This window comes from Paenibacillus sp. p3-SID867 (genome assembly GCF_025142895.1).
GTDB lineage: Bacteria > Bacillota > Bacilli > Paenibacillales > Paenibacillaceae > Paenibacillus_AQ.
The window spans coordinates 22,023-46,436 of the sequence record NZ_JAMBDM010000008.1; the positions used below are offsets into that span (position 1 = coordinate 22,023).

20 protein-coding genes are annotated in these 24,414 nt (G+C 48.6%); 15 read left to right on the forward strand and 5 right to left on the reverse strand.

Going from position 1 to position 24,414, the window contains the following annotated elements; translation table 11 throughout:
- The first annotated feature begins 12 nt into the window (after window positions 1–12).
- Window positions 13–2,304, forward strand: a complete 2,292-nt coding sequence (locus tag M4D81_RS17000; protein ID WP_260067426.1) for a type IA DNA topoisomerase — start codon at window positions 13–15, stop codon at window positions 2,302–2,304.
- 69 nt (window positions 2,305–2,373) lie between these two features.
- Here M4D81_RS17000 and M4D81_RS17005 read toward each other — a convergent pair whose 3' ends face one another.
- Both M4D81_RS17005 and M4D81_RS17010 read right to left on the reverse strand, forming a co-directional pair.
- Window positions 2,374–3,111 (reverse strand): HAD family hydrolase, encoded by a 738-nt coding sequence (locus M4D81_RS17005; RefSeq protein ID WP_260067427.1) that lies wholly within the window; start codon window positions 3,109–3,111, stop codon window positions 2,374–2,376.
- Window positions 3,112–3,127: 16 nt separating this feature from the next.
- Entirely contained in the window at window positions 3,128–4,045 is a 918-nt protein-coding gene (locus tag M4D81_RS17010) for an ArsR/SmtB family transcription factor (protein WP_071218193.1), read from the reverse strand.
- Window positions 4,046–4,174: 129 nt separating this feature from the next.
- Between M4D81_RS17010 and M4D81_RS17015 the strand changes: the two genes are divergently transcribed.
- From M4D81_RS17015 to M4D81_RS17040, 6 genes are all read left to right on the forward strand, one after another.
- Window positions 4,175–5,356: an MFS transporter gene (locus tag M4D81_RS17015; RefSeq protein ID WP_260067428.1), complete on the forward strand. Its 1,182-nt coding sequence runs from the start codon at window positions 4,175–4,177 to the stop codon at window positions 5,354–5,356.
- 82 nt (window positions 5,357–5,438) lie between these two features.
- The gene (locus M4D81_RS17020) at window positions 5,439–6,158 is read left to right on the forward strand and encodes a phosphonate ABC transporter ATP-binding protein (RefSeq protein ID WP_100536497.1); all 720 of its coding nucleotides are present in this window, start codon (window positions 5,439–5,441) and stop codon (window positions 6,156–6,158) included.
- A gap of 145 nt (window positions 6,159–6,303) precedes the next feature.
- Window positions 6,304–7,545, forward strand: coding sequence for a VCBS repeat-containing protein (locus tag M4D81_RS17025; protein WP_260067429.1), 1,242 nt, complete (start codon window positions 6,304–6,306; stop codon window positions 7,543–7,545).
- 3 nt (window positions 7,546–7,548) lie between these two features.
- Complete coding sequence (locus M4D81_RS17030) at window positions 7,549–8,247, forward strand: response regulator transcription factor (RefSeq protein ID WP_076321185.1); 699 nt, start codon at window positions 7,549–7,551, stop codon at window positions 8,245–8,247.
- The gene (locus tag M4D81_RS17035) at window positions 8,244–9,698 is read left to right on the forward strand and encodes a sensor histidine kinase (protein ID WP_220685736.1); all 1,455 of its coding nucleotides are present in this window, start codon (window positions 8,244–8,246) and stop codon (window positions 9,696–9,698) included. The genes M4D81_RS17030 and M4D81_RS17035 overlap by 4 nt, the downstream gene beginning before the upstream one ends.
- Before the next feature lie 183 nt (window positions 9,699–9,881).
- The gene (locus tag M4D81_RS17040) at window positions 9,882–10,409 is read left to right on the forward strand and encodes a GNAT family N-acetyltransferase (RefSeq protein ID WP_260067430.1); all 528 of its coding nucleotides are present in this window, start codon (window positions 9,882–9,884) and stop codon (window positions 10,407–10,409) included.
- Between the two features lie 154 nt (window positions 10,410–10,563).
- Here the strand turns inward: M4D81_RS17040 and M4D81_RS17045 are convergent, their stop codons facing one another.
- Window positions 10,564–11,778, reverse strand: a complete 1,215-nt coding sequence (locus M4D81_RS17045) for a glucose-1-phosphate adenylyltransferase (RefSeq protein ID WP_260067431.1) — start codon at window positions 11,776–11,778, stop codon at window positions 10,564–10,566.
- A gap of 223 nt (window positions 11,779–12,001) precedes the next feature.
- Here M4D81_RS17045 and glgB point away from each other — a divergent pair, with 223 nt between their 5' ends.
- Window positions 12,002–13,978: a 1,4-alpha-glucan branching protein GlgB gene (gene glgB, locus M4D81_RS17050; protein ID WP_260067432.1), complete on the forward strand. Its 1,977-nt coding sequence runs from the start codon at window positions 12,002–12,004 to the stop codon at window positions 13,976–13,978.
- Window positions 13,975–15,414: a glycogen synthase GlgA gene (gene glgA / locus M4D81_RS17055; RefSeq protein WP_260067433.1), complete on the forward strand. Its 1,440-nt coding sequence runs from the start codon at window positions 13,975–13,977 to the stop codon at window positions 15,412–15,414. Before glgB ends, glgA begins: the two co-directional genes overlap by 4 nt.
- Window positions 15,415–15,533: 119 nt before the next feature.
- Here glgA and M4D81_RS17060 read toward each other — a convergent pair whose 3' ends face one another.
- Entirely contained in the window at window positions 15,534–17,285 is a 1,752-nt protein-coding gene (locus M4D81_RS17060; RefSeq protein WP_260067434.1) for an alpha-glycosidase, read from the reverse strand.
- Window positions 17,286–17,842: 557 nt separating this feature from the next.
- On the opposite strand from M4D81_RS17060, the gene M4D81_RS17065 reads away from it, so the two are divergent.
- The 3 genes from M4D81_RS17065 to M4D81_RS17075 all read left to right on the forward strand — a co-directional run bounded on the left by M4D81_RS17065 (window position 17,843) and on the right by M4D81_RS17075 (window position 20,905).
- Window positions 17,843–19,285, forward strand: coding sequence for an ABC transporter substrate-binding protein/permease (locus M4D81_RS17065; protein WP_260067435.1), 1,443 nt, complete (start codon window positions 17,843–17,845; stop codon window positions 19,283–19,285).
- The gene (locus M4D81_RS17070; protein WP_071218182.1) at window positions 19,272–19,994 is read left to right on the forward strand and encodes an amino acid ABC transporter ATP-binding protein; all 723 of its coding nucleotides are present in this window, start codon (window positions 19,272–19,274) and stop codon (window positions 19,992–19,994) included. Before M4D81_RS17065 ends, M4D81_RS17070 begins: the two co-directional genes overlap by 14 nt.
- Window positions 19,995–20,179: 185 nt before the next feature.
- Window positions 20,180–20,905 (forward strand): 3D domain-containing protein, encoded by a 726-nt coding sequence (locus M4D81_RS17075; RefSeq protein WP_260067436.1) that lies wholly within the window; start codon window positions 20,180–20,182, stop codon window positions 20,903–20,905.
- 112 nt (window positions 20,906–21,017) lie between these two features.
- Here the strand turns inward: M4D81_RS17075 and M4D81_RS17080 are convergent, their stop codons facing one another.
- Window positions 21,018–21,857 (reverse strand): polysaccharide deacetylase family protein, encoded by an 840-nt coding sequence (locus M4D81_RS17080; RefSeq protein WP_071218180.1) that lies wholly within the window; start codon window positions 21,855–21,857, stop codon window positions 21,018–21,020.
- A gap of 166 nt (window positions 21,858–22,023) precedes the next feature.
- Between M4D81_RS17080 and M4D81_RS17085 the strand changes: the two genes are divergently transcribed.
- The 3 genes from M4D81_RS17085 (at window position 22,024) to M4D81_RS17095 (ending at window position 24,414) form a co-directional block, all read left to right on the forward strand.
- On the forward strand, window positions 22,024–23,046 hold the full coding sequence (locus tag M4D81_RS17085) for an NADH:flavin oxidoreductase/NADH oxidase (protein ID WP_260067437.1): 1,023 nt from the start codon (window positions 22,024–22,026) through the stop codon (window positions 23,044–23,046).
- A 90-nt stretch (window positions 23,047–23,136) separates the two neighbouring features.
- On the forward strand, window positions 23,137–23,805 hold the full coding sequence (locus tag M4D81_RS17090) for a PspA/IM30 family protein (protein WP_071218178.1): 669 nt from the start codon (window positions 23,137–23,139) through the stop codon (window positions 23,803–23,805).
- A gap of 204 nt (window positions 23,806–24,009) precedes the next feature.
- A complete protein-coding gene (locus M4D81_RS17095) occupies window positions 24,010–24,414 on the forward strand; it encodes a DUF350 domain-containing protein (protein WP_260067438.1) in 405 nt (134 codons plus the stop codon).

Below are 24,414 nucleotides of genomic sequence, written 5' to 3' on the forward strand. Positions count from 1 at the left end.
GGAGAATGTCATTTGAAAACGTTGGTCATTGCCGAAAAGCCGGATATGGGACGGAACATCGCTGCGGTCATCGAGCCTCGGGCCAAGAATAACCGTACATATCTTGAAGGTGAGCAATACATCATAACTTGGGCTATCGGACATCTGGTTGGGCTGGCGGAGCCGGATGCATATGATCCGAAGTACAAACGCTGGAATTTACGGGACCTGCCCATCATTCCGGAGCAATTCAAAATCATCCCGAATCCGAAAACCAAGGATCAGCTGAAGGTCATTGGAGAGGTCGCCAAGCGCTGCAGCCATATCGTAAACGCATGTGATGCGGGACGAGAAGGACAATATATTTTCGCTCTTATCCAACAACAATTAAAATTGAAACAGCCTGTAAAAAGACTATGGATTTCGGATTTAACGGCGGAAAGCATCGCCCGTGGGTTTGCGGAGCTGAAGGATGGGGTTGAATTCGAGAATTTAACGCAAGCTGCGCGCGCACGCAGTGAAGCCGATTGGTTGATCGGTATGAATGCTTCGCGTGCCTTTACGACCCGTCATCAGACTTTACTGTCGGTTGGGCGGGTCCAGACGCCGGTTCTGGCTCTGATCTATGACCGGCAGAAGGAAATTGAAGCCTTTGAATCGCAAACGTTCTACGACGTGAAGGCCGTGTTCAAGCAAGAGCAGCTGGAGTATACCGGAACATGGCAGGGAGAGCGGCTGACCTCGCAAGAGAAAGCAGAGACGATTGCAGCCAAGGTTAATGGGAAGAATGGGCTCATCACTAAATATGAAGTCAAAGAAACGAAAGAATATCCGTTTAAATTGTATGATTTGACCCTTCTTCAGCGAGAAGCCAATGCCAAATACGGATACTCTGCCAAAAAAACGCTGGATCTTGCGCAAGCATTGTATGAGCGTCACAAGGTCATTTCATATCCGCGTACCAACTCCAATTACGTGAATGAACAGAATATCGAAGGCATGCACAAGGCACTTCACATGTTGAAATCGACCTCCTATGCATCGATGGCGGAAGGAGCGGATCCTAGCCGGGTGCACGTTAATAATAAGGCGGTATGCAATCCGCAGCGGGTTGAAGATCACCATGCCATCTTGCCGACGTTAAAGCGTCCGGGCACGCTCAGTAAGGAAGAGCAGCATATTTACGATCTGGTCATCATCCGGTTTCTCTCGCATTTTTACCCGCCGGCCATGTACAAGCAGCATACGGTGCTTACCGAGGTTGAGGGCGAAACGTTCAAGACGGGGATTAAGGAACTGCTGTCGCTTGGCTGGAAGGTGCTGATTGCCCAGGATAAAGAGCAGAAGAAAGCCAAGTCTTCCAAGAAGGGAAAAGAGGACGAGGAAGAGGAGACCCAGGAATGGAACGACCGTTCCTTTGATCTGTCCCCGGATGAGCCGGTGCACTGCAAGAAATCCGAAGTGAAAGAAAAGGCAACGCAGCCGCCTAAGAGTTATACGGAAGGAACGCTGCTGAAGGCGATGGAAAGTGCCGGAAAATCCATCGAGGATGAAGCGCTTCGGGATGCGATGAAAGACAGCGGGCTTGGAACGCCGGCTACCCGTGCAGCGACCATTGAACGCTTGAAGAAGGTCGGATATATTACGATGCAGGGCAAAAGAATCACGGTTACCCAAAAAGGGAGGACGGCGGTGGAGCTGATCCGTCATGCAGGCGTAGAATTACTTGCTTCGCCTGAGATGACGGGCCAATGGGAACGGCGCCTTCACCAAATATCCAAGGGCGAGGCTTCCGCCGACGTGTTCATGCAAAACGTGCAGAAGTTTACCATTTCGATCATCAATAAGGTATCCTCGCAGCGTCCCGCGCCTTCGTCGCTTTTCGGCGGAGATGAGGACAAGTCCAAAGGAAGAGGGAAGCGAAGCACGGGAAAAGCTGCCGCAGCCCCACGCGACAAGGAAGAACGAGCGGCTAAGCGGACTCCGAAATCCAATGCCGCTGCTTCAAACGTTACGTCGTCCGTACGTTCTTCATTAGGCCGATGCCCTAGACCCGGATGTGAAGGTCATATTATTGAAGGGCGCAAAGGTTATGGTTGTGCTAATTTCAAAACCGGCTGCAGCTATGTCATCTGGAAGGAATTTGCCGGTAAACAGGTTTCGCATGCGATGCTGAAATCCTTGCTGCTGCAAGGCAAGACCCAGGTATTATCCTTTAAACACGAGGACGGCAGCACGTTTAAAGGCAGAATTGTCCTAGCTGCTGAAGGGAACGGAAAGCTTGCTGTTCAGGCAGAGGACTCGAGTGAAGCCGTGAAATCGTGAAACGGCACAGTTAAATAAAAAAACCGAGCCATCAGGGATGCCATCCTTGATCGGTTCGGTTTATTTTGATTAATCCAAATGCTCTTCAATGACCTCGGGCACTTCGGTCAGCGCCGATACGGTATATAACACGTTATGCGGCTCCTGCTTCAGTTCGACCAGGTTATATTGCCATTCGCGCTGCTGTTTGATATAGATGCTGTTGATGCCGGCCGTCAGCGCCGGAACGACATCGGTGCGAAGCGAGTTGCCGATCATCCACGTATCTGAGCGGGAGAATGTCCCCATCGTGAGGATTTCTTCCAACGCCGCAATATTTTTATGCTGGCGAATGTAGATTCGGTCTTTGAAATAATCGGCCAGCTTCATCTGTTCGATTTTCCGTTTCTGAATCCGGGTCTCGCCTCCTGTGTAGAGATGGAGACAATGACCATCCTTCTGTAGCTTCTCGAGCGTCTCAACCATACCGGGGTAGGCTTCGATTTCCTGCTCATATACACTGAGTCCTAATTCGTAGAGAAGCTCTTCTTCCTTGGGCGAGCTTTCTCTTCCATGAATGCGGCCGAAATAATGATACGTATCGATAAGGGATTGCGGGAAGTTCGCACTTGCAAATCCCAGCTTATCTATGCCGGCAACGTCAATCTCCATCTGCTTGGCTCGGACTTCTTCGGTAGTCAAGCCAACATGTTGAAACCATTCGGTCATCCACTCGAAGTAATCGCCAAGAATCAGATCGAAATATTTGTTGCAATGTATTAATGTGTCGTCCATGTCGAAGATAATATGCTGCGATGTTTTACTCATGGTTCACTCCTTCTTACTATGAAAGTCGAATGTATGACTCCAGGAACATCTGAAGTTCGGCAGCCCCATCCGGCCGCAGGCTGAATCTTTCGTTATTCTCGGATTTCAGATGGGAGCGCAGCAAGCCGGCTGCCCTCAATATCATCAGATGGTGCATCAGTTCCTCATAAGGCTGACCCAACTCGGACGCCATTTCGGACACGGCCTTCGGCTCATCGGCAATATATCGCAGGAGACGCAGGCGTTCCGGGTCCGCAAGCGCCTCGGTCATGCGGAGGAGAACGACGGGCGGCTCATCTTCCTCTTCTTCCGGGATATCGATCGGATACTGCAGCAGGAGTACGTTCTCATAGAAGCAATAGGTATTGATCGGCCGGAAATGCGTGCCCGGGAACAAGACTACGTTCTCCTGGGGCACGTCGTCGAGTATAACGCCGCTAGAAGCGTATTCGATTAAATTTTCGTCGTCCATTTTCGGAAGGAGCATTCGCTTCTCTTCGGCATCTTCTTCCAGGAGCTGGTACAGTTCAGGCTCCACTTCCGAGAAGTAGTGCTCATGCCACAACTTCATCAACGGTGTGTAGTTTTCTCGAATTCTAGATGTTTCATCCAGCGAGAGGGACGGCAAGTGCGGCAGAAGCAGGTCATGCAGCTCTTCCACGGCGGAAGATTCGACCCAATTCAGAAAATCAGGGATTTCAATGTGCTCTCCCCGAAGCATGATCAAGGCGTATAACACATCATAATCCGCAAGTGGCCATGAACGGGCTCGACTGAACTGGACACGAACAGGTTGAGGTAATCGCTCGTCCATCTCCGTTATCAGCTGTTTTCCGATATCCAGGTTATCGGTCCATTTCCTTGTTGCATATATCATGAAGCTGCCCAGCAGCTCGTAGACCATAGATACATCGATACTGACTTTATATTTCATTAACGGATACCCTCCCAATTGATGGCATTGTTATTATTATGGCTTGTATGGATTGGGCTTGTCCACTATAATGTTCATCTGATTGTTTAAATTCATCGTTTTTTCACATTAGAGGAGGACTATATTTCAGTGACAGAAGCTGTAACCCCCCGTCAGGGGAGAACTCATTATTTTATTTTAATTGCCGTCGTGATTGCGGCTGGTTTAAGCCAGGGACTGTTATTGCCGGTGCTGGCTATTTTTTTGGAACGGATGGGCATTTCATCCTCCATGAACGGATTGAACGCGGCGGCCTTGTATGTAGGCTCGTTTGCGATGACGCTTGTTGCGGAAAGACTTCTCGGCTGGGTCGGTTTCAAAAAACTGATCATTTCGGGACTGGTCCTGGTGATGCTGTCACTGGTCGCCTTTCCGCTGATTCCGAGCGTGGCCGTCTGGTTTGTACTGCGGGTGCTTGTGGGTATTGGGGACAGCGCTCTTCATTATGCGGCACAGCTATGGGTACTAATGATGTCAACGGCGAAGAACCGGGGGCGAAGCATATCCTTTTACGGCATGTCCTACGGTTTGGGATTCAGTATAGGACCGCTGGGCATTCCGCTGCTAAAGTATGGCGAAGCGGTACCGTTTATAATTCTGGCGGTGCTGTTCTTGTTCATTCTGCTGGTCGTGCTCTTTAAACTTCCGAACCTGAAGCCGGAAAAAAGCGAGAACGGGGAGCAGCAGCCGGCTGGACGCTATCTCAAAAGCTACCGCCTGGCCTGGTTTGCATTGATTCCCGCGTTTCTCTACGGCTACATGGAAGCAGGAATTAACAGCAACTTCCCGGTCTACGGTTTAAGAAGCGGATTTACATTGGGCGAAATATCAGCATTGCTTCCTTTTGTCGGCATCGGCGGTCTGGTGCTGCAGCTTCCGCTCGGCATTTGGAGTGATAAATTCGGCCGCAAACGGGTGCTGGCGATTGCCGGTATTGTGGGTGGATGCTGTTTCTTGCTCATTCCCGTGGCAGGAACGAATTTCTGGGCAACCTTAATATTGCTAACGCTGGCCGGCGGGCTGGTTGGTTCCTTCTTCTCGCTTGGTTTGGCTTATGCGGCGGATATCCTTCCCAGAGTGCTGCTGCCGGCTGCCAACGTCGTAGCTTCCTTCCACTTTAATGCGGGCAGCATAGCAGGTCCGAATGCCGGGGGCGCCATCATGGAAACGGGGTGGAACGGGGGGATCTTCGTTCTGCTTGGAGGATTGTATATTCTGTTTGCGTGTACGGGATTATGGTTTAAAGTCAAAACTGCATCAACACAGGAATAGAACGTGTGTTCTCATGGCAATTGCTTTCGCTTTCTTCTAAACTAGAGAGTAGGAATATGCACTTGACGGGAGAGACGATAACATGATTAAAGTGGATCGGCTGAAGAAAACGATGGGTCCTGAACGCACACCGGTGTTAAAGGATATCACTTTTCAGATGGAGCACGGGGAAATGATCGGTCTGATCGGTGCTAGCGGAAGCGGGAAAAGCTTGTTAATGAGCTGTCTATCCATGCAGCAAAAATGGGACGGCGGCAAATTAACGATTGATGGCGAAGATATGATGAATCCTGCGGGAAAACGGAGAATTCGCCGGGAATGGGCTTATCTTGAGCAGAACCCGTCCTTGAATGTTAATCGAACGGCACTTAAGAATGTATTGATCGGACAATCCAGCCAGACACCGCTGTGGCGAATGGTAACCGGGATGGTCCGATCTGATGATTATATGGGAGCTATGGATACGATTGAGCACCTTGGGTTGTTGGACAAGGCCAAACGCAAGGCCGGTGAGTTAAGCGGCGGAGAGAAGCAGCGGATAGCTATTGCCCGCGCACTTGTGCATGGTGCCAAGGTGATTTTGGCGGACGAGCCGGTCACGGGACTTGATCCAGCTTCGGCCGAGCATGTATTGAAGACACTTAAAACCTTGTGCGAGGAAGAACGTTTAACCGTATTTACCGTGATACCCTTGGAGCTGGCCGAGAAGTATTGCACCCGGATCATGGGTCTATCCGGCGGAGAGCTGGCCGTGGATGTGACCGGAAGACGTTTAACCCATGGCGAGAAGTCAAGACTGTAATTATCGATCACCAAAAACGCCAGGTGAATGAATAGAAATGAGTTGATACTTATTGAAATATAGAGTGATGCAAGCCCTTTTGGCAGGCTTGTTATTATTGATCATAAGCGGCTGTACGTTTATTCAGGAGGACCCGGTCTCCTTAATGAAGAAACCGGATTTGCCGACGGATAAAGCGACGTTGAATGGCGCCATCCAATCTGCGCTTCTGAAGAATAAGCTGGAAGGCTCCATTGTCCGGCCGCGAAGTGACGTGGATAGCAGTTCCATCCGTATTCATGACTTGGACAATGACGGAATTATGGAAGCTGTCGTCTTCTATCAGACGCCGGACGATGAAGTGAAAATCCATGGCATGATTATGCAACAGCAAGGCGATACATGGGTGAAGAAGCTTGATTTCGACGGAGAAGGGACGGTATTGGAGTCTTTTGATTTCGTCGATTTTACGAATGACGGCAAGGTCGACATCGTAGCTGGCTTCTCCCGCGGAGACGAGAATCTTCAGAACCTGCTGGCCGTGTATTCATTCTCAGGGGATTCACTCGAAAAAATACCGGCTTTGCCATATTCGAACTTTAATATCGGAGATATGAACGGTGATAAGATCAACGATATTACGGTTGTCTATCTTCAGCAGAAGGAGCTCTCATATATCAGCACCTATCAATACGACAAATTCGAAGATGCCTTTGTCGAGCTGAACAAGCTGGATCTGGGACCCAATATCGAAAGTTATTACAATGTTGTCGCAGGGAAAGTGGCCAAGGACAAAGAAGGTATCATCTTGGACGCTTCGGTTGTGTCTAACTCTTCTTATTCCAAGCTCATCATTATGGAGGATAACCAGTTTATTGACGTCCTTCAGGATGAATTGCTTACCTACAAGGAACTGCCTGTAGAGAGCGAAGATGTGAATGATGACGGTATTTTAGAGTTTGGTGTTCTTACGAGACCGAGCGGTTGGGAGGATCGGCTTATTCTGGAAGAGATCCCGTTCTTCACCACGTACTTCCAGTGGGACGGAGTGGTACGGGAGAACAACGAAAAAGAAGGGCTTCAATTCGTGCTCCAAAGGTACTACGATATGAACAATCGATTCTATCTGGACTTTCCGCCAGACATGTATAATAAGATTACCATCACGCCGGAATCCAACAAAAATGCTTATTTGAATTTTGTGACGACCGACACGGGAGAGTCCGTTGCCGAGATTAAATTCTTTTCAAAGGCCCAGTGGGGAAAAGCCGAATCCGATTGGGAGATTCTGGTGAAGGAGAAAAACCGCGTAATTGCTTATCGCAGTCATGGCGATCTGAAATTGAGTAAAAAAGATAAAAAGCCAAACAGCAATAATGTGGCTCCTATCGAAAGAAAGGGGAACTAGACCTTGAGTAAAGTGCTCATATTAGAAGATGAAGAATCTATCCGCAGTTTTATCGTAATTAATCTGAAACGAAACGGCTTTGACGTCCTGGAGACTGGGGATGGCAACGAAGCCCTTCGTTTGCTGCAAACGACGCCAGATATCGATATCGCCTTGCTTGATGTCATGGTACCAGGGATTGACGGATTTGAAGTTTGCCGCAGAATTCGGGAAACGAACGAGCGGATCGGTATTATTTTCCTGACGGCAAAAGTTCAGGAGCAGGATAAAGTGTATGCCCTCTCCGTTGGTGCCGATGACCACGTAAGCAAACCGTTCAGTCCGACGGAGTTAATCGCTAGACTGCAATCTTTACTGCGGAGGGTGAATGTCCAGCGTGCGGGAACCGCCAAGGTATCGTTTCAATCAGGTCCCTTTACGCTGGATCTGATCTCCAAGCAGTTTAAGAAGAACGGGCAGCCGGTGGAGCTGACGCCAACAGAATTTTCGCTGGTGCAGTTTTTCCTGGAGAAAGAAAACACGCCGCTTAGTCGTGATGTGCTGCTCGATCATGTATGGGGCAAAGAATATATGGGTGACCCCAAAATCGTGGACGTGAACATTCGGAGATTACGCCAAAAAATCGAAGGCAATCCTTCCGAGCCGGAATACCTCCAGACGGTATGGGGACACGGCTATAAATGGAAGGGTCAGGGACAATGATCATCAAAAAAGGCATTCGGCGGCAAATCGTGCTGCACTACTTCCTGGTAGTGTTCATCGCCTTGCTGCTGATTGAGGTTATATTTCTAATCGCTTTACGATCGTATTATTACGATACGGTATACAATCATATTGTGAATCATATAAATACCGCCAACGCTTTTTATCAGCCCTTCCGATTGACGTCAACGGACAACGTCAACCAGCTGAGTGAGATGATTCGTCATTTTGAATTGTATACAACGGAGCTTCAAATTTTGAATCCGGGTGGTCAAGTTCTCTCCACATCCACCGGTTTCGAAATCGAGCAGACCATCAAGACCAGTGATGTCACCCAAGCGCTTGCAGGCAATACGGGCCATTGGATTGGTAAGCAGCAAGGTACGGGGCAGATCGTAATGGCTGTATCTCAAACCGTTTCGAACGGATTTGAGAAAACGTACATTCTTCGCTATGTGACTTCGCTTGAGTTCATTAACGACAAGCTAATGAAAATCACGCTGTTTGCCGTCAGCATCGGTGGGGCAGTGCTAGCGCTCGTGCTTGCCTTCAGCATCGGGCTGGCCAACTCCATCGTAAAGCCGCTCAACAACATTACCACGGTATCGGCGCAGATGGCCAAGGGCAGGTTTAACGTGAGAATCAAAGGCGATTATAAATACGAGCTTGGTGAGCTGTCGTCAACCCTGAACTACATGGCGCAGGAGATTGTACGAAGCAATCAGGTAAAGGATGATTTTGTTTCATCCATTTCGCATGAGCTGCGGACTCCGCTCACAAGCATTAAGGGCTGGAGTGAAACGCTCGACTCCGGTGGCTATGATCCGGAAGAAACGAAGATCGGGATGCAGATTATTTCTAAGGAAACCGATCGTTTGATCGGTCTTGTTGAAGAGTTGCTCGACTTCTCCAAGCTCCAGCAGAATGAGATGAAACTTGTGAAGGGTATCGTGAATTTACGGGAGCTTCTGCAAGAGATTATGCTCAATCTGTGGACGAAGGCCGAGAAGAGGGGCATCCAGATCAAACTGGAGTCCGACGAAAAACCGATTATCTATGGGGACGCCAACCGGTTGAAACAGGTGTTTCTGAACATTGTGGACAACGCGGTTAAATTCTCGCATGAGAACGGCGTGATCAACCTGTCCTTCGCTATGGAAGACAAGTTTGTGATCGTAACCGTGGAAGATCACGGTATTGGCATATCGGACGAACATCTCCGGCGGGTAAAGGATCGATTCTTCCAGGTTAATCCGCTTAACGGGGGAACGGGACTGGGCCTTGCGATTACGCAGCAGCTCATTGAGCTCCATGGGGGCACGATGGAGATGGAAAGCGAGCTCGGGCACGGAACGTCTGTTATTGTCAAGCTGCCGCTGCCTGAAGGGAAAATACCGATGGCCGGCGGATTAGAGAACGGTGAGGATGACGTAGCCGGACCGACCGTATAAGCTTTGCCGGGTTACCGGCAAAGCTTTTCTCAAGAGTACAGAATTGTTAAGTTTTCAGTGAAACGTACCTTATTCGCAATTATATGTTATGGGGCAGTGTTTTGGGGCCCCCGCAATTATTCGGATTAAGGATCGAGGTATAGGCTCACTTTGTGGGGCTGATGTGTAAGGGAGAGTGCAGAAGTGGGATACACAGCAGCAACGTTTTCTACGGAGCAAGGTCTGTTTGAATTAAAGGCGGCTGAAGCAGAACAGGCAGGGGAAATGCTGTCGCTTCTCAAGGAAGCGGCGGAGGTAATGGAGCAGCAAGGGCGCAAGCAGTGGAGTCCATCGCTCTTTTCCTTGGACTTGATGGAGCAGTACCTGGCGGAGCGTGAAGTGTTCATCCTATGGCATAGAGACATGGCCGTCGGCATGTTTACGTTACAGTATGGGGATCCAGCCTATTGGGGAGATCGGGACGATCCGGCCTATGGTTATTTGCATCGGCTGACCGTACGCGCTTCCTATCGGGGACTGGAGCTGGGAACAAAGATGATTTCTTTTGCGGAATTGTATTTGTTATCCAAGGGTAAACAGGGTTTCAGACTGGATTGCGTATCCCATCTGCCAACGCTGAATCAATTTTATCAGCGCCAAGGATTTCTGTTCGTGGCTAAGCAGGATATGGGTGGTCGCTTCGTGAATTTATATGAGAAGAGGTTTATGTAATAATTTTACCGTGTTACCAATCTATGTCGCATGCGCTTAAGACACAGTCAGCAGGGCACGATACATGAGAAAAAGCGATCCGTCACGGATCGCTTTTTTGTATAAAAGTCTGAAGGATTTATCTCAGAGCTAATATTCTGTTGAAGAAACTCGTTTAAGATGAAGAGACATTCGCCCGCAAGCGTCCTTTTTCGTATACATCCTGAAGCAGTCGGGACGGTTGGGTACGAATGGTTGGTTTCGGAAGCACGGTCTCGTAAGGTCCAACGACCACAACGTTGCCGGGGGCTCCTTTTACAATCGCTCCATCCTTGATGAGCGCTCCTTCACCGATGATGGCATGCTCGATATGGACGCCCTTGCCGATTTTGGCATTCGGCATGACCACACTGTCCTTGACGATGGAGTATTTACCGATCTCCGCACCGCAAAATATGACGGAGCTCTTGGCTTTTCCTTCGAAGGTGCATTGGTCATGAATCAAGCAGTCCGTGTGTTCCGCATTGCGTGTCCGCGCTGCCGAAAGTTTGGTCTTCCATGCACGGGTGTACATGGGCCAATCGGATCTCTCCAGAACAAGCTCGTTTTGGCTAAGCACATCCATGTGGGCTTCCCAGAGGCTCTCTACGGTGCCCACATCGCGCCAGTAGCCCTGGAATCGAAACGCAAGCAGCGACTCTTCTCCGGACAGCATCTTGGGGATGACATCCTTCCCGAAGTCATGGCTGGAGTTTGGATCAGCCGCATCCTCAATGAGGTGCTGCTTCAGATAGTCCCAACGGAACAAATAAATGCCCATTGAGGCAAGGTTGCTTTGCGGTTCTGCCGGCTTTTCGGCAAATTCAATGATATTGAGATTGTCATCAACGCTCATGACGCCGAACCGGCTGGCGTCTTCCCAAGGCACTTCCATCACGGAGATCGTGGCTGGAGCCGCTTGTTTCATGTGAGCTTCAAGCATTTCGCGGTAATCCATCTGGTAAATATGGTCCCCGGATAGAATAAGGACATGTTCGGGATTTTGATCATCGATATATGGAATGTTTTTATAAATGGCGTCTGCTGTACCCAAGTATCCATCTTGGTGTGTGCTGTTGGATGGAAGCAGAGCAATGCCTTCGCGTCCTGTATGTGTTAGTCCCCAGGGTTCACCTTCACCGATATGTTCGTGTAATGATTCTGCCTCATATTGTGTAAGTACTCCAACCGTATCGATTCCGGAGTTCACACAATTGCTGAGAGGAAAATCGATTATACGATAATGTCCGCCAAAAGGAACGGCGGGTTTTGCCAGCTTGGACGTAAGGGGAGCTAATCGTTTACCCTCTCCACCGGCCAGAAGCATAGCAATACAGTCTTTTCTCTTCATCACGTTTCCCTCCCAATGTATTTTCACGTTGTACATTACATAAACGACATTCCCGGGGTTTGAAACGATTATATTGAAAAAGTGAATTGAAAATTACAAAATTATCTTTCATGGACATTTTTTATTTTCAACATGGTTAGAATGGGGTAATAGCACTAATAATATTGGATTTTTAAGAAAAAGCGGGTGACGATGATTGAACCAACCAGTTAGGGAAGGAAACATGACTCCGGAACAATTGCATTTATTTCATGAAGGAACCTGGTATCACAGTTACCAATGCATGGGCGCACACCGTGCAACTGAAGATGGAGAAGAAGGCGTGCGGTTTACGGTATGGGCTCCAAATGCAAGGCAGGTGGGCCTTGCCGGAGACTGGAACGGCTGGGACGGTTCCCAAGACACGTTATATAGGATACCCGATTCGGGAATTTGGAGTCGGTTTTTCCCTGGGATACAGACTGGAACTTATTACAAATATCATATCACCGGACCGTATGGAGAAACGTTCTTGAAGGCTGATCCATACGCGTTTCAAGCCGAAGTTCGACCTGCAACGGCATCGGTTGTGACCGATCTCTCTGGATATCATTGGCAAGATGCTGCTTGGAAAAGAAAGAACAAATCCCCCTACACCAAGCCGATGAACATTTATGAAATGCATTTTGGAACCTGGCGGCAAAAGGAGGACGGCTCGTTCTATACATACCGCGAACTGGCGGGCCAGCTGATTCCTTACTTGCTGGAGATGAGTTATACCCATGTGGAATTCATGCCCTTGGCTGAGCATCCGTATGATCTTTCATGGGGATATCAGGGAACCGGATTCTTTGCGCTGACCAGCAGATACGGAAGTCCTCATGATTTCATGTATCTTGTTGATCAGCTGCATCAAGCGGGTATCGGCGTGCTGCTCGACTGGGTGCCCGCACATTTTGCCAAGGATGCCCACGGGCTTCGGCTGTTTGACGGGGCGCCTCTTTATGAGTACGCAGATCCGCAAAAAGCAGAGAAACCGGGCTGGGGAACATTGTCTTTCGATTATGCCAAGCCAGAGGTGATTTCATTCCTCATCTCCAATGCCTTATTTTGGATGGATATGTATCATATTGATGGTCTTCGTGTTGACGCTGTGACAAGCATGATCCGGCTGGATTTTGAAAAGCGAGAAGGTCAGTACAGCCTAAATGCGCATGGTGGGGTGGAAAATCTTGAAGCGATATCCTTTCTGCAGGAATTGAATAAAGCCGTGTTTCGATATTACCCGAATGCCTTGATGATGGCCGAGGAATCCAGTGCATGGGCAGGGGTTACTGCACCCGTGCACGAGGGAGGTCTCGGGTTTAATTACAAATGGAACATGGGCTGGATGAATGACACGCTGTCCTATGTGGAGCAAGAATTCGATCAGCGGCCTACCCATCATAATTTACTAACATTTCCCATTTGTTATGCCTATTCAGAGAATTTTACATTACCGCTGTCCCACGATGAAGTAGTTCATGGGAAGAAATCACTGCTTAATAAAATGCCGGGGAGTTATGAACAGAAGTTTGCGGGACTCCGGATATTGCTCGGATATCAGATCACCCAGCCCGGCAAGAAGCTGCTGTTTATGGGGGGCGAGTTCGGCCAGTTCATTGAATGGAAGGATCAGGAGCAGCTGGATTGGCTGCTGCTGGACTACGAAAGCCACCGGAAGCAGCTGGCTTACACGTCAGCGTTAAACCGCATGTATGTGGAGGAGAAGGCGCTATGGGAGCAGGATCACAGGTGGGAAGGCTTTGAGTGGCTTAGCGCCGATGATCATGAGCAAAGTGTCCTATCGTACATGAGAATGGGCGCAAAACCTGGTGGTACACTGATCATCGTCATTAATTTCCAGCCCCGGGCATATGACCAATATCGGATCGGCTTACCGAGATCGGGGCAGTACGTGGAAATAATGAATTCCGATCACACCGATTATGGCGGGTCCGGACTGGTCAATGACGAAGTCATGAAAGCGGAGAAAGTCGTCTGGCATGGCCAAACATACAGCCTCGAGATCAAGCTGCCTCCGCTGGGCATGGTGGTGTTAAAGAAAAAGCCGCGTTCCAGAAAGCCTCGGCCTCAAGAGGACGTTTCACTGAAGGCGGCAGCAGTAAAAGAAAAGACGGCACGAAAAACCAAGCAAAATCAAAGGGGGAAGCAGGATTGAAATTGTTATTTGCAGCCTCAGAATGTGGACCGTACATTAAAACAGGCGGATTGGCGGATGTGATCGCTGCTTTGCCTAAATCCCTTCGCGGCATGGGCGAGGATATTCGGGTGGTTCTGCCCAAGTATCGAGGAATTCCTGAGGACTATCGGGAGCGCATGACGCATGTAGGGGAAACCCGGGTTCGGGTAGGCTGGCGCGAGCAGTATTGCGGCATCGAGTCCCTGGTTGAGGACGGGGTCACGATCTATTTCATAGATAATGAATATTATTATGGCCGCGACGGCATTTACGGCTACATGGACGATGGCGAACGCTTTTCGTTCTTCAACCGCGCCGTCCTTGAGCTATTGCCGGTTATCGACTTTCAGCCGGACGTGCTTCACTGCCATGACTGGCATACGGCCATGATCCCTCTTCTCCTTGAAGATGTCTACCGTCATGATCCCTACTATGCAGGAATCCGAACCGTATTTACAATCCACAATTTGTTGTATCAAGGTGTATTTCCGTACGAGGTGCTGGTCGATCTGCTTGGAATCCACAGCCGCCATTTTACAGCGGAAGGCGTGGAATATTACGGAAACGTGAATTTCATGAAAGCGGGCATCGTCTATGCAGACCATGTAACGACGGTAAGCCCGACTTATGCCTCGGAGATTCAGACCGGTTATTACGGATACGGCCTCGACGGGCTTTTGTCAGCCCAAGGTTCGAGATTGAGCGGCATCGTGAATGGCATTGATACCAAGAGCTACAACCCGGCGACCGATCCGCATATCGCGATGAAGTACCGGAGCGGTCTGAATAAGAAAACGCAGAACAAAATTGCCCTGCAGGAAGAGTTGAATCTTCCCGTGGCACCGCATATTCCGTTGATGTCCATGGTGACGCGGCTGGTCGATTCGAAGGGACTAGATCTGGTCATTCGGATTCTGGATGAGCTGCTCTACTACGATGAGATTCAATTTGTTGTCCTGGGGACGGGGGACCCTTCTTATGAACATTGGTTCCGGGAAGCGGCGAATCGGTATCCCAATAAAATGTCGGCCCAGATTCGCTTTAATGAACCGTTATCCCGGCGCTTCTACGCTGGCAGCGACCTGTTCCTGATGCCTTCCAAATTTGAACCGTGCGGTATCAGCCAACTTATCGCCATGCGGTACGGCAGTGTGCCGATTGTCCGCGAAACAGGCGGACTGAATGATACAATTCATGCATATAACGAATATACGGGGGAAGGGAACGGATTCTCCTTTAAGGATTACAATGCGCATGATATGATGAACACGATCCGGCGCGCGACCTCTATTTACCGCATGCCTGAGCACTGGCGTAAAGTGAGCAAGAATGCGTTGGGCGGAGATTACAGCTGGAACGTTTCGGCCAAGGAATATCAGGAGATCTACCAGCAAATCACCAAATCTCATGCTTAAAAACGGTAACAAGAAACAGGGGTGCAAGGATAGCCGAATAACGCTGCTATCCCTTGCACCCCTATGCGCGTTAAAGCCCGCTATGGATTTTACGGTGTCAGTGGTTACATAAGATGGGTTTACGAATGTTTCAGTTGCCGGCATAAAATTCGATACGAGTATGGTTCCAAATCGATATGCATCGTACCGTTTACCGGTTTTACGGGATCCTTCGTCTCGGCATCAATCCAATCGGTCGTGACAATAGGATGCGAGATGGTCCGCTTCGAGTCGCTGTTGTTCATCCAGACGATAAAATGCATAGTCTCGTCCGCACGCTCGTACACAATGCAAGGATCATGGAGATTCGCTTGCAGGAAGCGGAAGCGTCCCTGTCTCAGCGCCTTATGCTTTTTTCGAAGCGCGATCATCCCTTGATAAAACTTATAGAGCTCTTGATTTCGTTTCTTAGGATCCCATTCCATGCATTTGCGGCAGTCGGGATCTCCGTCCCCTGTCAATCCGATTTCGTCGCCATAAAAGATGCACGGCGTTCCCATGAATGTAAACAGAAATACAACCGTGAGTTTCATACGACGGATATCTCCACCCACACGGGTAAGCAGCCGCGGCGTATCGTGGCTGCATAGCAGATTAAAGACCACTTCGTTGGTCTGCTGCGGATATCGCATCAGGATCGAGCCGATGCGGTTGGCAAACGTAAGCCCGTCCATGTTGCCATTGAAGAATTCCAGGACCTTATCGGCAAAAGGATAATTCATCACGGAATCAAACTGGTCACCCTGCAGCCAGATTAAGGAGTCCGACCACACCTCGCCCACGATATAAGCTTCAGGGTTGGCTTTCTTAACTACCTGTCTGAAATCCCGCCAAAAATGATGGTCAATTTCATTGGCAACATCCAGACGCCAGCCGTCGAGATTGATTTCCTTGATCCAATATTCGGCTACACCTAGCAAATACGCCTTCACTTCAGGATTGGCGGTATTGAATTTCGGCATATTTCCGAAAAAGCCGAAGGTGTCGTAGCTGGGAATGCCATCCTTGACCTCGCATGGAAACTGGTTCACATGAAACCATTCGGCATATCTGGATTTCTCCCCGTGCTTGAGCACGTCCTGAAAGGGAGGGAACTCCTCGCTGCAGTGATTGAATACCGCATCGAGAATCACTCGAATGCCTTTTGCGTGGCAAGAATCTACTACTTTTTTCAGCAACTCATTATCGCCAAAGTGCGGATCCACCTGTTTATAATCAACCGTGTCATATTTATGATTGGAGGGGGAGAGGAAAAGCGGAGTAAAATAAATGGCGTTTATGCCCAGATCAACGAGATCATCCAAATGATCCAGCACGCCCTGCAGATCACCGCCGAAGAAATTATCCACCTCCGGCTTGCCGCCCCAGACCTCGGTTTCTTCAGGATTGATGGCGGGGTTTCCGTTAGCAAAGCGCTCCGTCATAATTTGATAAAACACGGCTTCTTTGGCCCATTCCGGTACTTTGAATACATCGACTTCATGTATGTACGGAAATTCAAAGTAACCTGCAGGCGGATAAGGATAGTCCCATCCAATCCCGCTGTCCACCATATATACCGTTTCATCTCCGGCATGAATCCGAAAGCCGTAGGACAGTCTTTTGTATTTCGGCCTGACTCCGCATTCCCAGTAATCAAACATGTCATCCGAGGCGGCCTTTTCCATGGTGATCTCGAAGTACGTACGGTCCCAATCGTACTTGTCGCCGGTCATGGCAACAACAGAATCAATGTCGTTTTTCTTGGTTCGGATCCGAAGATGAATGGTTTTTGTATCATATGCGTAAGCCCATTTATCTCTTGGAACATGATACAGTGCTTCTAACAGCATGGTTACACCTCCTATATGAGTAAAGCTATAGCTAATTAATAACCAACTGCTGGCTTGCATGAATCATGGAGCGAAAGAGACAGTCCGGGAACCCTTCATTTATCATGTGCGGAATTCATACGCTATTATAAGATGGGAAGGGAACGTATAGATTATGCATCGTTAAAAAGGAGTTTGCCCTAGATCCTCTTATCACATAATGGGTAATGCTGAAGTCCTGTCTTTACATTAATATGTAGGCAAAAGTGTATGTCCGGTATTGCCTAAATGGGCGAAGTATTTTCCACAATATGGACTATCTATTGATGTAACCCCCTAATTCATTTGTTTAAATGGTTAAAGGAACATGAGTAACATAATCCTATGGTGTATGATGATTTGACCATTGTATTAAAATAATGAAGCAAAGAGCAATTAGTAAGGCTTATATTAAGTATGATGATCGTAAGAACCGATGAATTTTCATTGCATATTCATGCATCCTGTTTTATAATGACTCAGTTGCATTTTTTCTAGGATTGAATCTATACGTAACAGTTAGGGGAGAAACGAAACATATGAAACGTAAATTTACAGCGTGGATGACCCTGTTCATGGTGGTCGTGCTGTCTTTTGGCAGTATCGTCCATGCGGAGGGTGAGAAGAAAACGGTGATTCTCGGTACGAGTGCCGATTATGCGCCTTATGAGTTCCATAAAACGATAGATGGCGTGGATACCATCGTCGGATTTGACATCGATATTGCGAAGGAAATCGCCAAGGATCTTGGCGCAGAGCTCATTATTAAGGACACCTCCTTTGATGCGCTCTTGCCGGAGCTGACGAGCGGACGCGTGGATTTCGTCATATCGGGCATGAATCCGACGGAAGAGCGCCGAAAAAGCATCGATTTTTCCGAGCCTTATTATGCTGCGGAACAATCGGTCGTCGTCCGTAAGGAAGATGCGCTAAAGTTCAACACGCTTGAAAGCCTGGAGGGAGCTCGGATCGGGGTTCAGAAAAGCTCTATTCAGGAGTCCATTGCAAAAACAATCCCGAAAGCCAATGTGATATCATTGGATAAAATTCCGGACTTGCTGCTGCAGCTGGAATCTGAGCGCGTGGATGTTGTTCTCGCCGAGTATCCGATCGCGAAGACCAATATGAATGAAGCGACGATGGCGATCACGGACGCTAAACCGACGGCCGAGAACGACGCCTATGCCGTCGGGGTTCGTAAAGGGAACGAAGAGCTGCTGAAGAGCATTAATGCTACACTTGAGCGCTTGAAGGAGAATGACCAGATCCAGAAATTTGTCGACGAGGCCAGTGACCTGGCTGCAGGCCGTAAGGCAGAGAATCTGAACGCATTTGAATTCTTTTGGAAATATCGCGATTATTACGCCAAGGGAATCCAGTTTACGCTGCTTATTTCGGCACTTGGTGTATTATTCGGATTCATTCTCGGTTTGATTATCGCTTTAATGCGGATGTCGGGTGTTAAAATCCTTAAGTTTTTGGCTACCGCTTATATCGAGATCATCCGGGGTACCCCGATGCTGGTCCAGTTGTTTATTATTCATTACAGCTTGGCGGCGTTCGATATTAAATTCTCACCGATACAGTCGGGTATTTTGACGCTTTCTATCAACAGTGCGGCATATCTGGCTGAAATATTCCGTGCCGGCATTCAGGGCGTGGACCGCGGTCAATTGGAGGCGGCCCGTTCACTCGGGATGACGAAGGGCAAGGCAATGCGTCATATCATTTTGCCGCAAGCACTGAAAGGGGTACTCCCGGCCATCGGTAACGAATTCGTTGTCATTATCAAGGAATCGTCCATCGTATCGTTCATCGGGGTATTCGATATTATGTATCAGGCTCAGATTTTGCGCGGTTCTACCTTTGCCCCGCTGAATCCGCTGCTTGTGGCGGCCATGATTTACTTTATACTGACATTCGTTCTTTCGAAGCTTCTGGGTGTCTGGGAAAGGAAGTTGAGTGCAAGTGATAACCGTTAAGGATCTTCATAAATCATTTGGCAAGCTGGAAATATTGAAGGGCATTAACATCGAGATTGCAAAAGGAGAAGTAGTGGTTGTCATCGGACCGAGCGGCTCCGGAAAAAGCACCTTTTTACGCTGTCTCAATTTGCTTGAAGTGCCGACCAGCGGCGAAATTTCGTTCGAGGGTGAGCTGATCACCGCCAAGAATCACAATATCAATGCTACCCGCGAGAAAATGGGCATGGTGTTTCAGCAGTTTAACCTGTTTCCTCACAAGAAGGTCATCGAGAATATTACGCTTGCTCCTATTCAGGTGAAGGGGGTCTCGGCGAAGGAAGCCGAGACTACTGCCGACGAGCTGCTGAAGTCGGTGGGGCTGCAGGATAAGAAGGAGTCTTATCCTTCCCAGCTGTCCGGTGGACAGAAGCAGAGAATCGCCATAGCGCGAGCACTCGCGATGCAGCCGCATGTCATGCTGTTTGACGAACCAACCTCCGCACTGGACCCGGAGATGGTGGGTGAGGTATTGGAAGTAATGAAGAAGCTTGCCGATGGCGGGATGACGATGGTCATCGTCACCCATGAGATGGGCTTCGCCCGGGAAGTGGGAGATCGGATCCTGTTCATGGATGGCGGTAAAATCGTAGAGGAAGGCACGCCGGACCAACTGTTTGGCCATCCGACTCATCCTCGTACGCAAGAGTTTTTAAGTAAGGTTTTGTAACTTTTATATCTACATTGTAACAGACGAAAACAGCGCCATACCTGATTGTTTCAGGAATTGGCGCTGTTTTTGTTTGCGTATTGGTAACAATTGCTTGCAGTATAGGTTACAAAATTGTGATATATTCATGTTCGTTGACATACTATATCCGATTTACCAAGTTACATATAAGGAGGCATCTTTAGATGTTACAACAAATGAAAGCATGGACTAAACATCGTGGACTCAACCATAAGATCGCTGGAAAAACAGCAAAATGGTTTACCATTACAGCCGTTGCGCTTGGCTTGACTTTTGCCGGAGGCGGCTTGCAAGCCCATGCAAGCTCCGTACACGTAGCGAAGAACGGCGATACCTTCTATTATTTGTCCAAACAGTACGGCGTTAATATGGACAAGCTGATGAAAGCCAATCCGAAAATTAAAGCAACGAATATATACTCTGGTCTGAAAATCACCATTCCCGGCTCGGTATCGATGAACTCGACAGCGTCTGCTGCACCCATTGCTTCAGGCGCTTCCGGGTTTACGCCTAGCTTGAGCGTTTCCCCTGAGAAGAATGTAGTGGAAGCATGGGGCAAGACATTTAATTACAGCAAAACACTGTCCGTCAAAGCAACCGCATATTCTGCTGCTGCCAGCGAGAACGGCAAATGGGGCGCTGTTGATTACTTCGGAAATTCCCTTGAGCTTGGTACCATTGCTGTCGATCCAAAAATCATTCCGCTTGGCACCAAGGTGCTTGTAACAGGACATGAGCATCCAGGTCTGCCAAAAAAGGCATTTGTGGCAGAAGCACGTGATATCGGCGGGGCTATTAAAGGGAATAAGATTGATATCTTCATCCCGGGTTCCCAATCGTCCGTGAAGCAATTCGGCATCCAGGATATCAAGTTGTTCATAATCGAATAATCCAATCCATATCGAATAATCCAATCCATCGTCATGGAAAAGCAATTCTAATATGTAGACGGCTAGTCTGGATCAATGATCCAGTCAGCCGTCTTTTTCATTTTATGAGGATCTATCTTGACTCTGACACGCCTAACATCTCCGGTAGTGTCACGAAGCTATATCCCTTTCTCCGCAATTCGGTAATAATATCCGGGAGCGCTTCGATCGTTCCGGTTAGGTCCGATCCCACGCCGCCTCCGGCATGCTGGAGTACGATCGAGCCTGGCCCGACCGCTGACAGAATGTTGCTCGTAACCTCTTCCTTAGACAGACCTTTCCAATCGAGCGAGTCGACATTCCAATTCACGACTTTGTACCCGTTTTTGCGTGCCCACTGTAGCTGCTCTTCATTTATATCGCCGTATGGCGGACGGATTAGCCGCGGTTCCACACCGGTCAGTGATTTCAAGATCGTGTTGGTACGTTCGATTTGGCCTTTAAATTTGTCCAGGCTTAGCTTGTTCAGCTGCGCATGATTGTAGGAGTGATTGCCAATGGCGTGACCTTCATCATGAATTCGTTTTGCAAGAGCAGGGTGTTTTTTGGCCCGTTCCCCCACTGCAAAGAATGTGGCTTTCACCTGAAACTCTTTAAGGACGTCCAGTACTTTGCCGGTAAATCGGGGATCCGGAACATCATCAAAGGTCAGAGCGATCTGTTTGACCCGGGGTCCGCTAGAGCGAAAGGTATCCGGGTATTTTCTCAGCAATTGGCTTAAAGACGGCGCATCGTCTGAATTTTGGATTTTACTTTGATTGGCATGCTGACTGGACTCCGACATGACGGAAGTATCTTGGGGGTGAAGTGACAAACGATGTACATCGGATGCGTTTGCCGGGATGTCCGGCCCCATTAAAAAGAGTAACATAATCCACAACAGGCAGCTTCCTGCGCGGTATCGTTTGAACATCACGATCGGCCCCTTTAGCTTTTTAATATGGTATGCCCAGTTGAATGGGTGATTATCCTCAATATGGGAATGCGATGTTTTTTAGTTTTCCCTCAGAAAGGTGTATAATAACCGGTATCAGATTTTATTACATCTTGATCATTTGGATATGGAAGGAGATAATCGCTTGGCAGACTTGTTTACACCTTACAATTTCAAGAATTTGACCCTCAAGAACCGCATTGTTATGCCACCGATGTGTCAATATTCCGTTCAAGCCGAGGACGGGATTCCGAATGATTGGCATTTTGTTCATTACGTCAGCCGTGCCGTAGGAGGTACTGGCTTAATTATTGTGGAAATGACAGGTGTCCATCCGGATGGACGGATCACGAATCAGGATACGGGGATATGGGACGACAAGCAGATTCCGGCCTATCGCCGTATTGTGGAGAGCGTGCATTCTTATGGAACCAAGATTGGTATCCAGCTTGGGCATGCCGGAAGAAAAGCGCAGGATGCAGAGCCGTCGGTGGCCCCTTCTGCGATTCCGTTCAGCTCCCATTACAAAATGCCCAAGGTGCTATCCGGGGCCGAAGTGGAAGAGCTCATTCAAGCCTTTAGGGAAGGCGCTCGTCGAGCTGTTGAAGCTGGGTTTGATACCGTTGAGATTCATGGCGCCCATGGCTATCTCATTCATCAGTTTCATTCGCCGCTCACGAATCAGCGCAGTGACGAATATGGTCAAGATCTTCCGCTATTCGGCGAGCGGGTTGTTCGAGCAGTTAAAGAAGTGCTGCCTGAGGGCATGCCGATCATTATGAGGGTATCTGCGAAAGAATACGTGGACGGAGGCTACGATGTGCAGTACTGCGCGGAAGTCTGCACACGTTACCGGGATGCCGGCGTCGATATTTTTCATATCTCCTCGGGGGGAGAAGGCCAGGTCGGCGCAAATGGCGGCCCGGAAGCGAAGCCCGGCTATCAGGTGGATTTGGCGGCAGAATTCAAACAGCTGCTAAAGGTGCCTGTCATTGCGGTAGGAATGCTGGATGATTACCATGCCGCGCAAGAGGTGGTTTTGTCAGGCAAAGCGGATCTGGTGGCGATCGGCCGGGGGATGCTCCGGGATCCCTACTGGGCTGTTCACGCAGCCAAGGCGCTTGATGGAGGTCAGAAAGTTCCCAAGCAGTATGAACGAGGATATTAAATAAAAAATATTTTGAAACGTTTTGGATCATGGAACGTAAACATTAATCATATACCAGTATTTTAAAGTGAAAGCGAGAGGAAGAGAACGATGTCCATATTTAAAAGATTGCGCGATTTGACCATGTCCAATATTAACGCCATTATCGACAAGGCGGAAGACCCGATTAAAATGACGGATCAGTACATTCGGGATATGACGGAAGACCTTGAGGATGCCGAGAAAGCGGTAGCTTCGCAAATTGCCATCGAGAAACGCTTTAAAGCACTTTATGAAGAGCAAGCTGCACTTGTTGAAAAACGCACGCAGCAGGCTCATACGGCAGCACAAGCTCAAAACGTTGATCTTGCCCGCCGCGCGCTGGAAGAGAAAAAGGCCGCCGAGGCCAAGCGTGATGAGTACAAAGCAAGCTACGATCAGAACAAACTGGCAGCTGACAATCTGCGCGGCAAGCTGGAAGAAATGCGTAAGCAGCTTACGGCGATGAAGAACAAGCGCGAAACTTTGGTCGCCCGTTATAATGCGGCTAAAGCGCAAACCGAGATCAACAAAGCGATGAACGGGTTTGGTTCCGACACAGCATCGGCTGGATTGAAACGTATGGAAGAGAAGATGCTCGCTATGGAAGCACGTGCGGAAGCAAGCAATGAAATGTCGGCAAAAGAGAAATCCCTCGACGAAGAGTTTGAGAACCTTGGCAAGGACAAAGTCGTTGAGGATGAGCTTGCAGCCTTGATGAAGCAATACGAGAACAAGTAAAAAGGGATTCTGCGATCTAACAGGTATATAGTTTAGGGGGCGAGGGAGAAACAGCAGGGCTGAATGCAGCTGTGCTTCTCCTTCGCTTTTGTTTGATTGATCGTAGATATACATGGAGCACATCCCCTTTATGAGCGTCTGTCTTCGATTGAAGCAGTTCGGGCTCAAGGAGTTTGTTTGTATGTTGAATGTGGAGGCTTAGAGATGGATTTTGATATGATCTTGCGTGTATTGCTTTGGACAGCTGTCGGTGGGCTGCTGTTGTTTATTTTGATGTTTGTGGATTCCCTGTTCACGAAATATAACGATCTTGAAGAAGTGAAAGCGGGTAATATGGCGGTAACCACAAGACTGATACTGAAGCTGTTCGCACAAGGGTATATTTTATCCGTGTCGATCGGAACGTCATATCATCTGCTAGAGGCCATTGTGGTATCGATCATTTCATTTATCATATTGCTGGTTCTCGAATCGTTAACAGAGCTCATGCTTCGTAACTTCGGCAAGCTGAACCTTGACAAAGGAACACGCGAGGGAAAAACGGGATACGGTTTGTTTGCAGGTTCGCTGCATGTGGTTGGGGCGTTAATTATTACCGCTTGCCTATAG

What these genes read in the sequence shown, in the direction of transcription:
- M4D81_RS17005 (WP_260067427.1), bottom strand. Translation starts at nt 3,111, where the DNA reads ATGAGTAAAACATCGCAGCATATTATCTTCGACATGGACGACACATTA.
- M4D81_RS17010 (WP_071218193.1), bottom strand. Translation starts at nt 4,045, where the DNA reads ATGAAATATAAAGTCAGTATCGATGTATCTATGGTCTACGAGCTGCTG.
- M4D81_RS17020 (WP_100536497.1), top strand. Translation starts at nt 5,439, where the DNA reads ATGATTAAAGTGGATCGGCTGAAGAAAACGATGGGTCCTGAACGCACA.
- M4D81_RS17025 (WP_260067429.1), top strand. Translation starts at nt 6,304, where the DNA reads ATGAAGAAACCGGATTTGCCGACGGATAAAGCGACGTTGAATGGCGCC.
- M4D81_RS17035 (WP_220685736.1), top strand. Translation starts at nt 8,244, where the DNA reads ATGATCATCAAAAAAGGCATTCGGCGGCAAATCGTGCTGCACTACTTC.
- M4D81_RS17045 (WP_260067431.1), bottom strand. Translation starts at nt 11,778, where the DNA reads ATGAAGAGAAAAGACTGTATTGCTATGCTTCTGGCCGGTGGAGAGGGT.
- glgB (WP_260067432.1), top strand. Translation starts at nt 12,002, where the DNA reads ATGACTCCGGAACAATTGCATTTATTTCATGAAGGAACCTGGTATCAC.
- M4D81_RS17060 (WP_260067434.1), bottom strand. Translation starts at nt 17,285, where the DNA reads ATGCTGTTAGAAGCACTGTATCATGTTCCAAGAGATAAATGGGCTTAC.
- M4D81_RS17065 (WP_260067435.1), top strand. Translation starts at nt 17,843, where the DNA reads ATGAAACGTAAATTTACAGCGTGGATGACCCTGTTCATGGTGGTCGTG.
- M4D81_RS17075 (WP_260067436.1), top strand. Translation starts at nt 20,180, where the DNA reads ATGTTACAACAAATGAAAGCATGGACTAAACATCGTGGACTCAACCAT.
- M4D81_RS17080 (WP_071218180.1), bottom strand. Translation starts at nt 21,857, where the DNA reads ATGTTCAAACGATACCGCGCAGGAAGCTGCCTGTTGTGGATTATGTTA.
- M4D81_RS17090 (WP_071218178.1), top strand. Translation starts at nt 23,137, where the DNA reads ATGTCCATATTTAAAAGATTGCGCGATTTGACCATGTCCAATATTAAC.
- M4D81_RS17095 (WP_260067438.1), top strand. Translation starts at nt 24,010, where the DNA reads ATGGATTTTGATATGATCTTGCGTGTATTGCTTTGGACAGCTGTCGGT.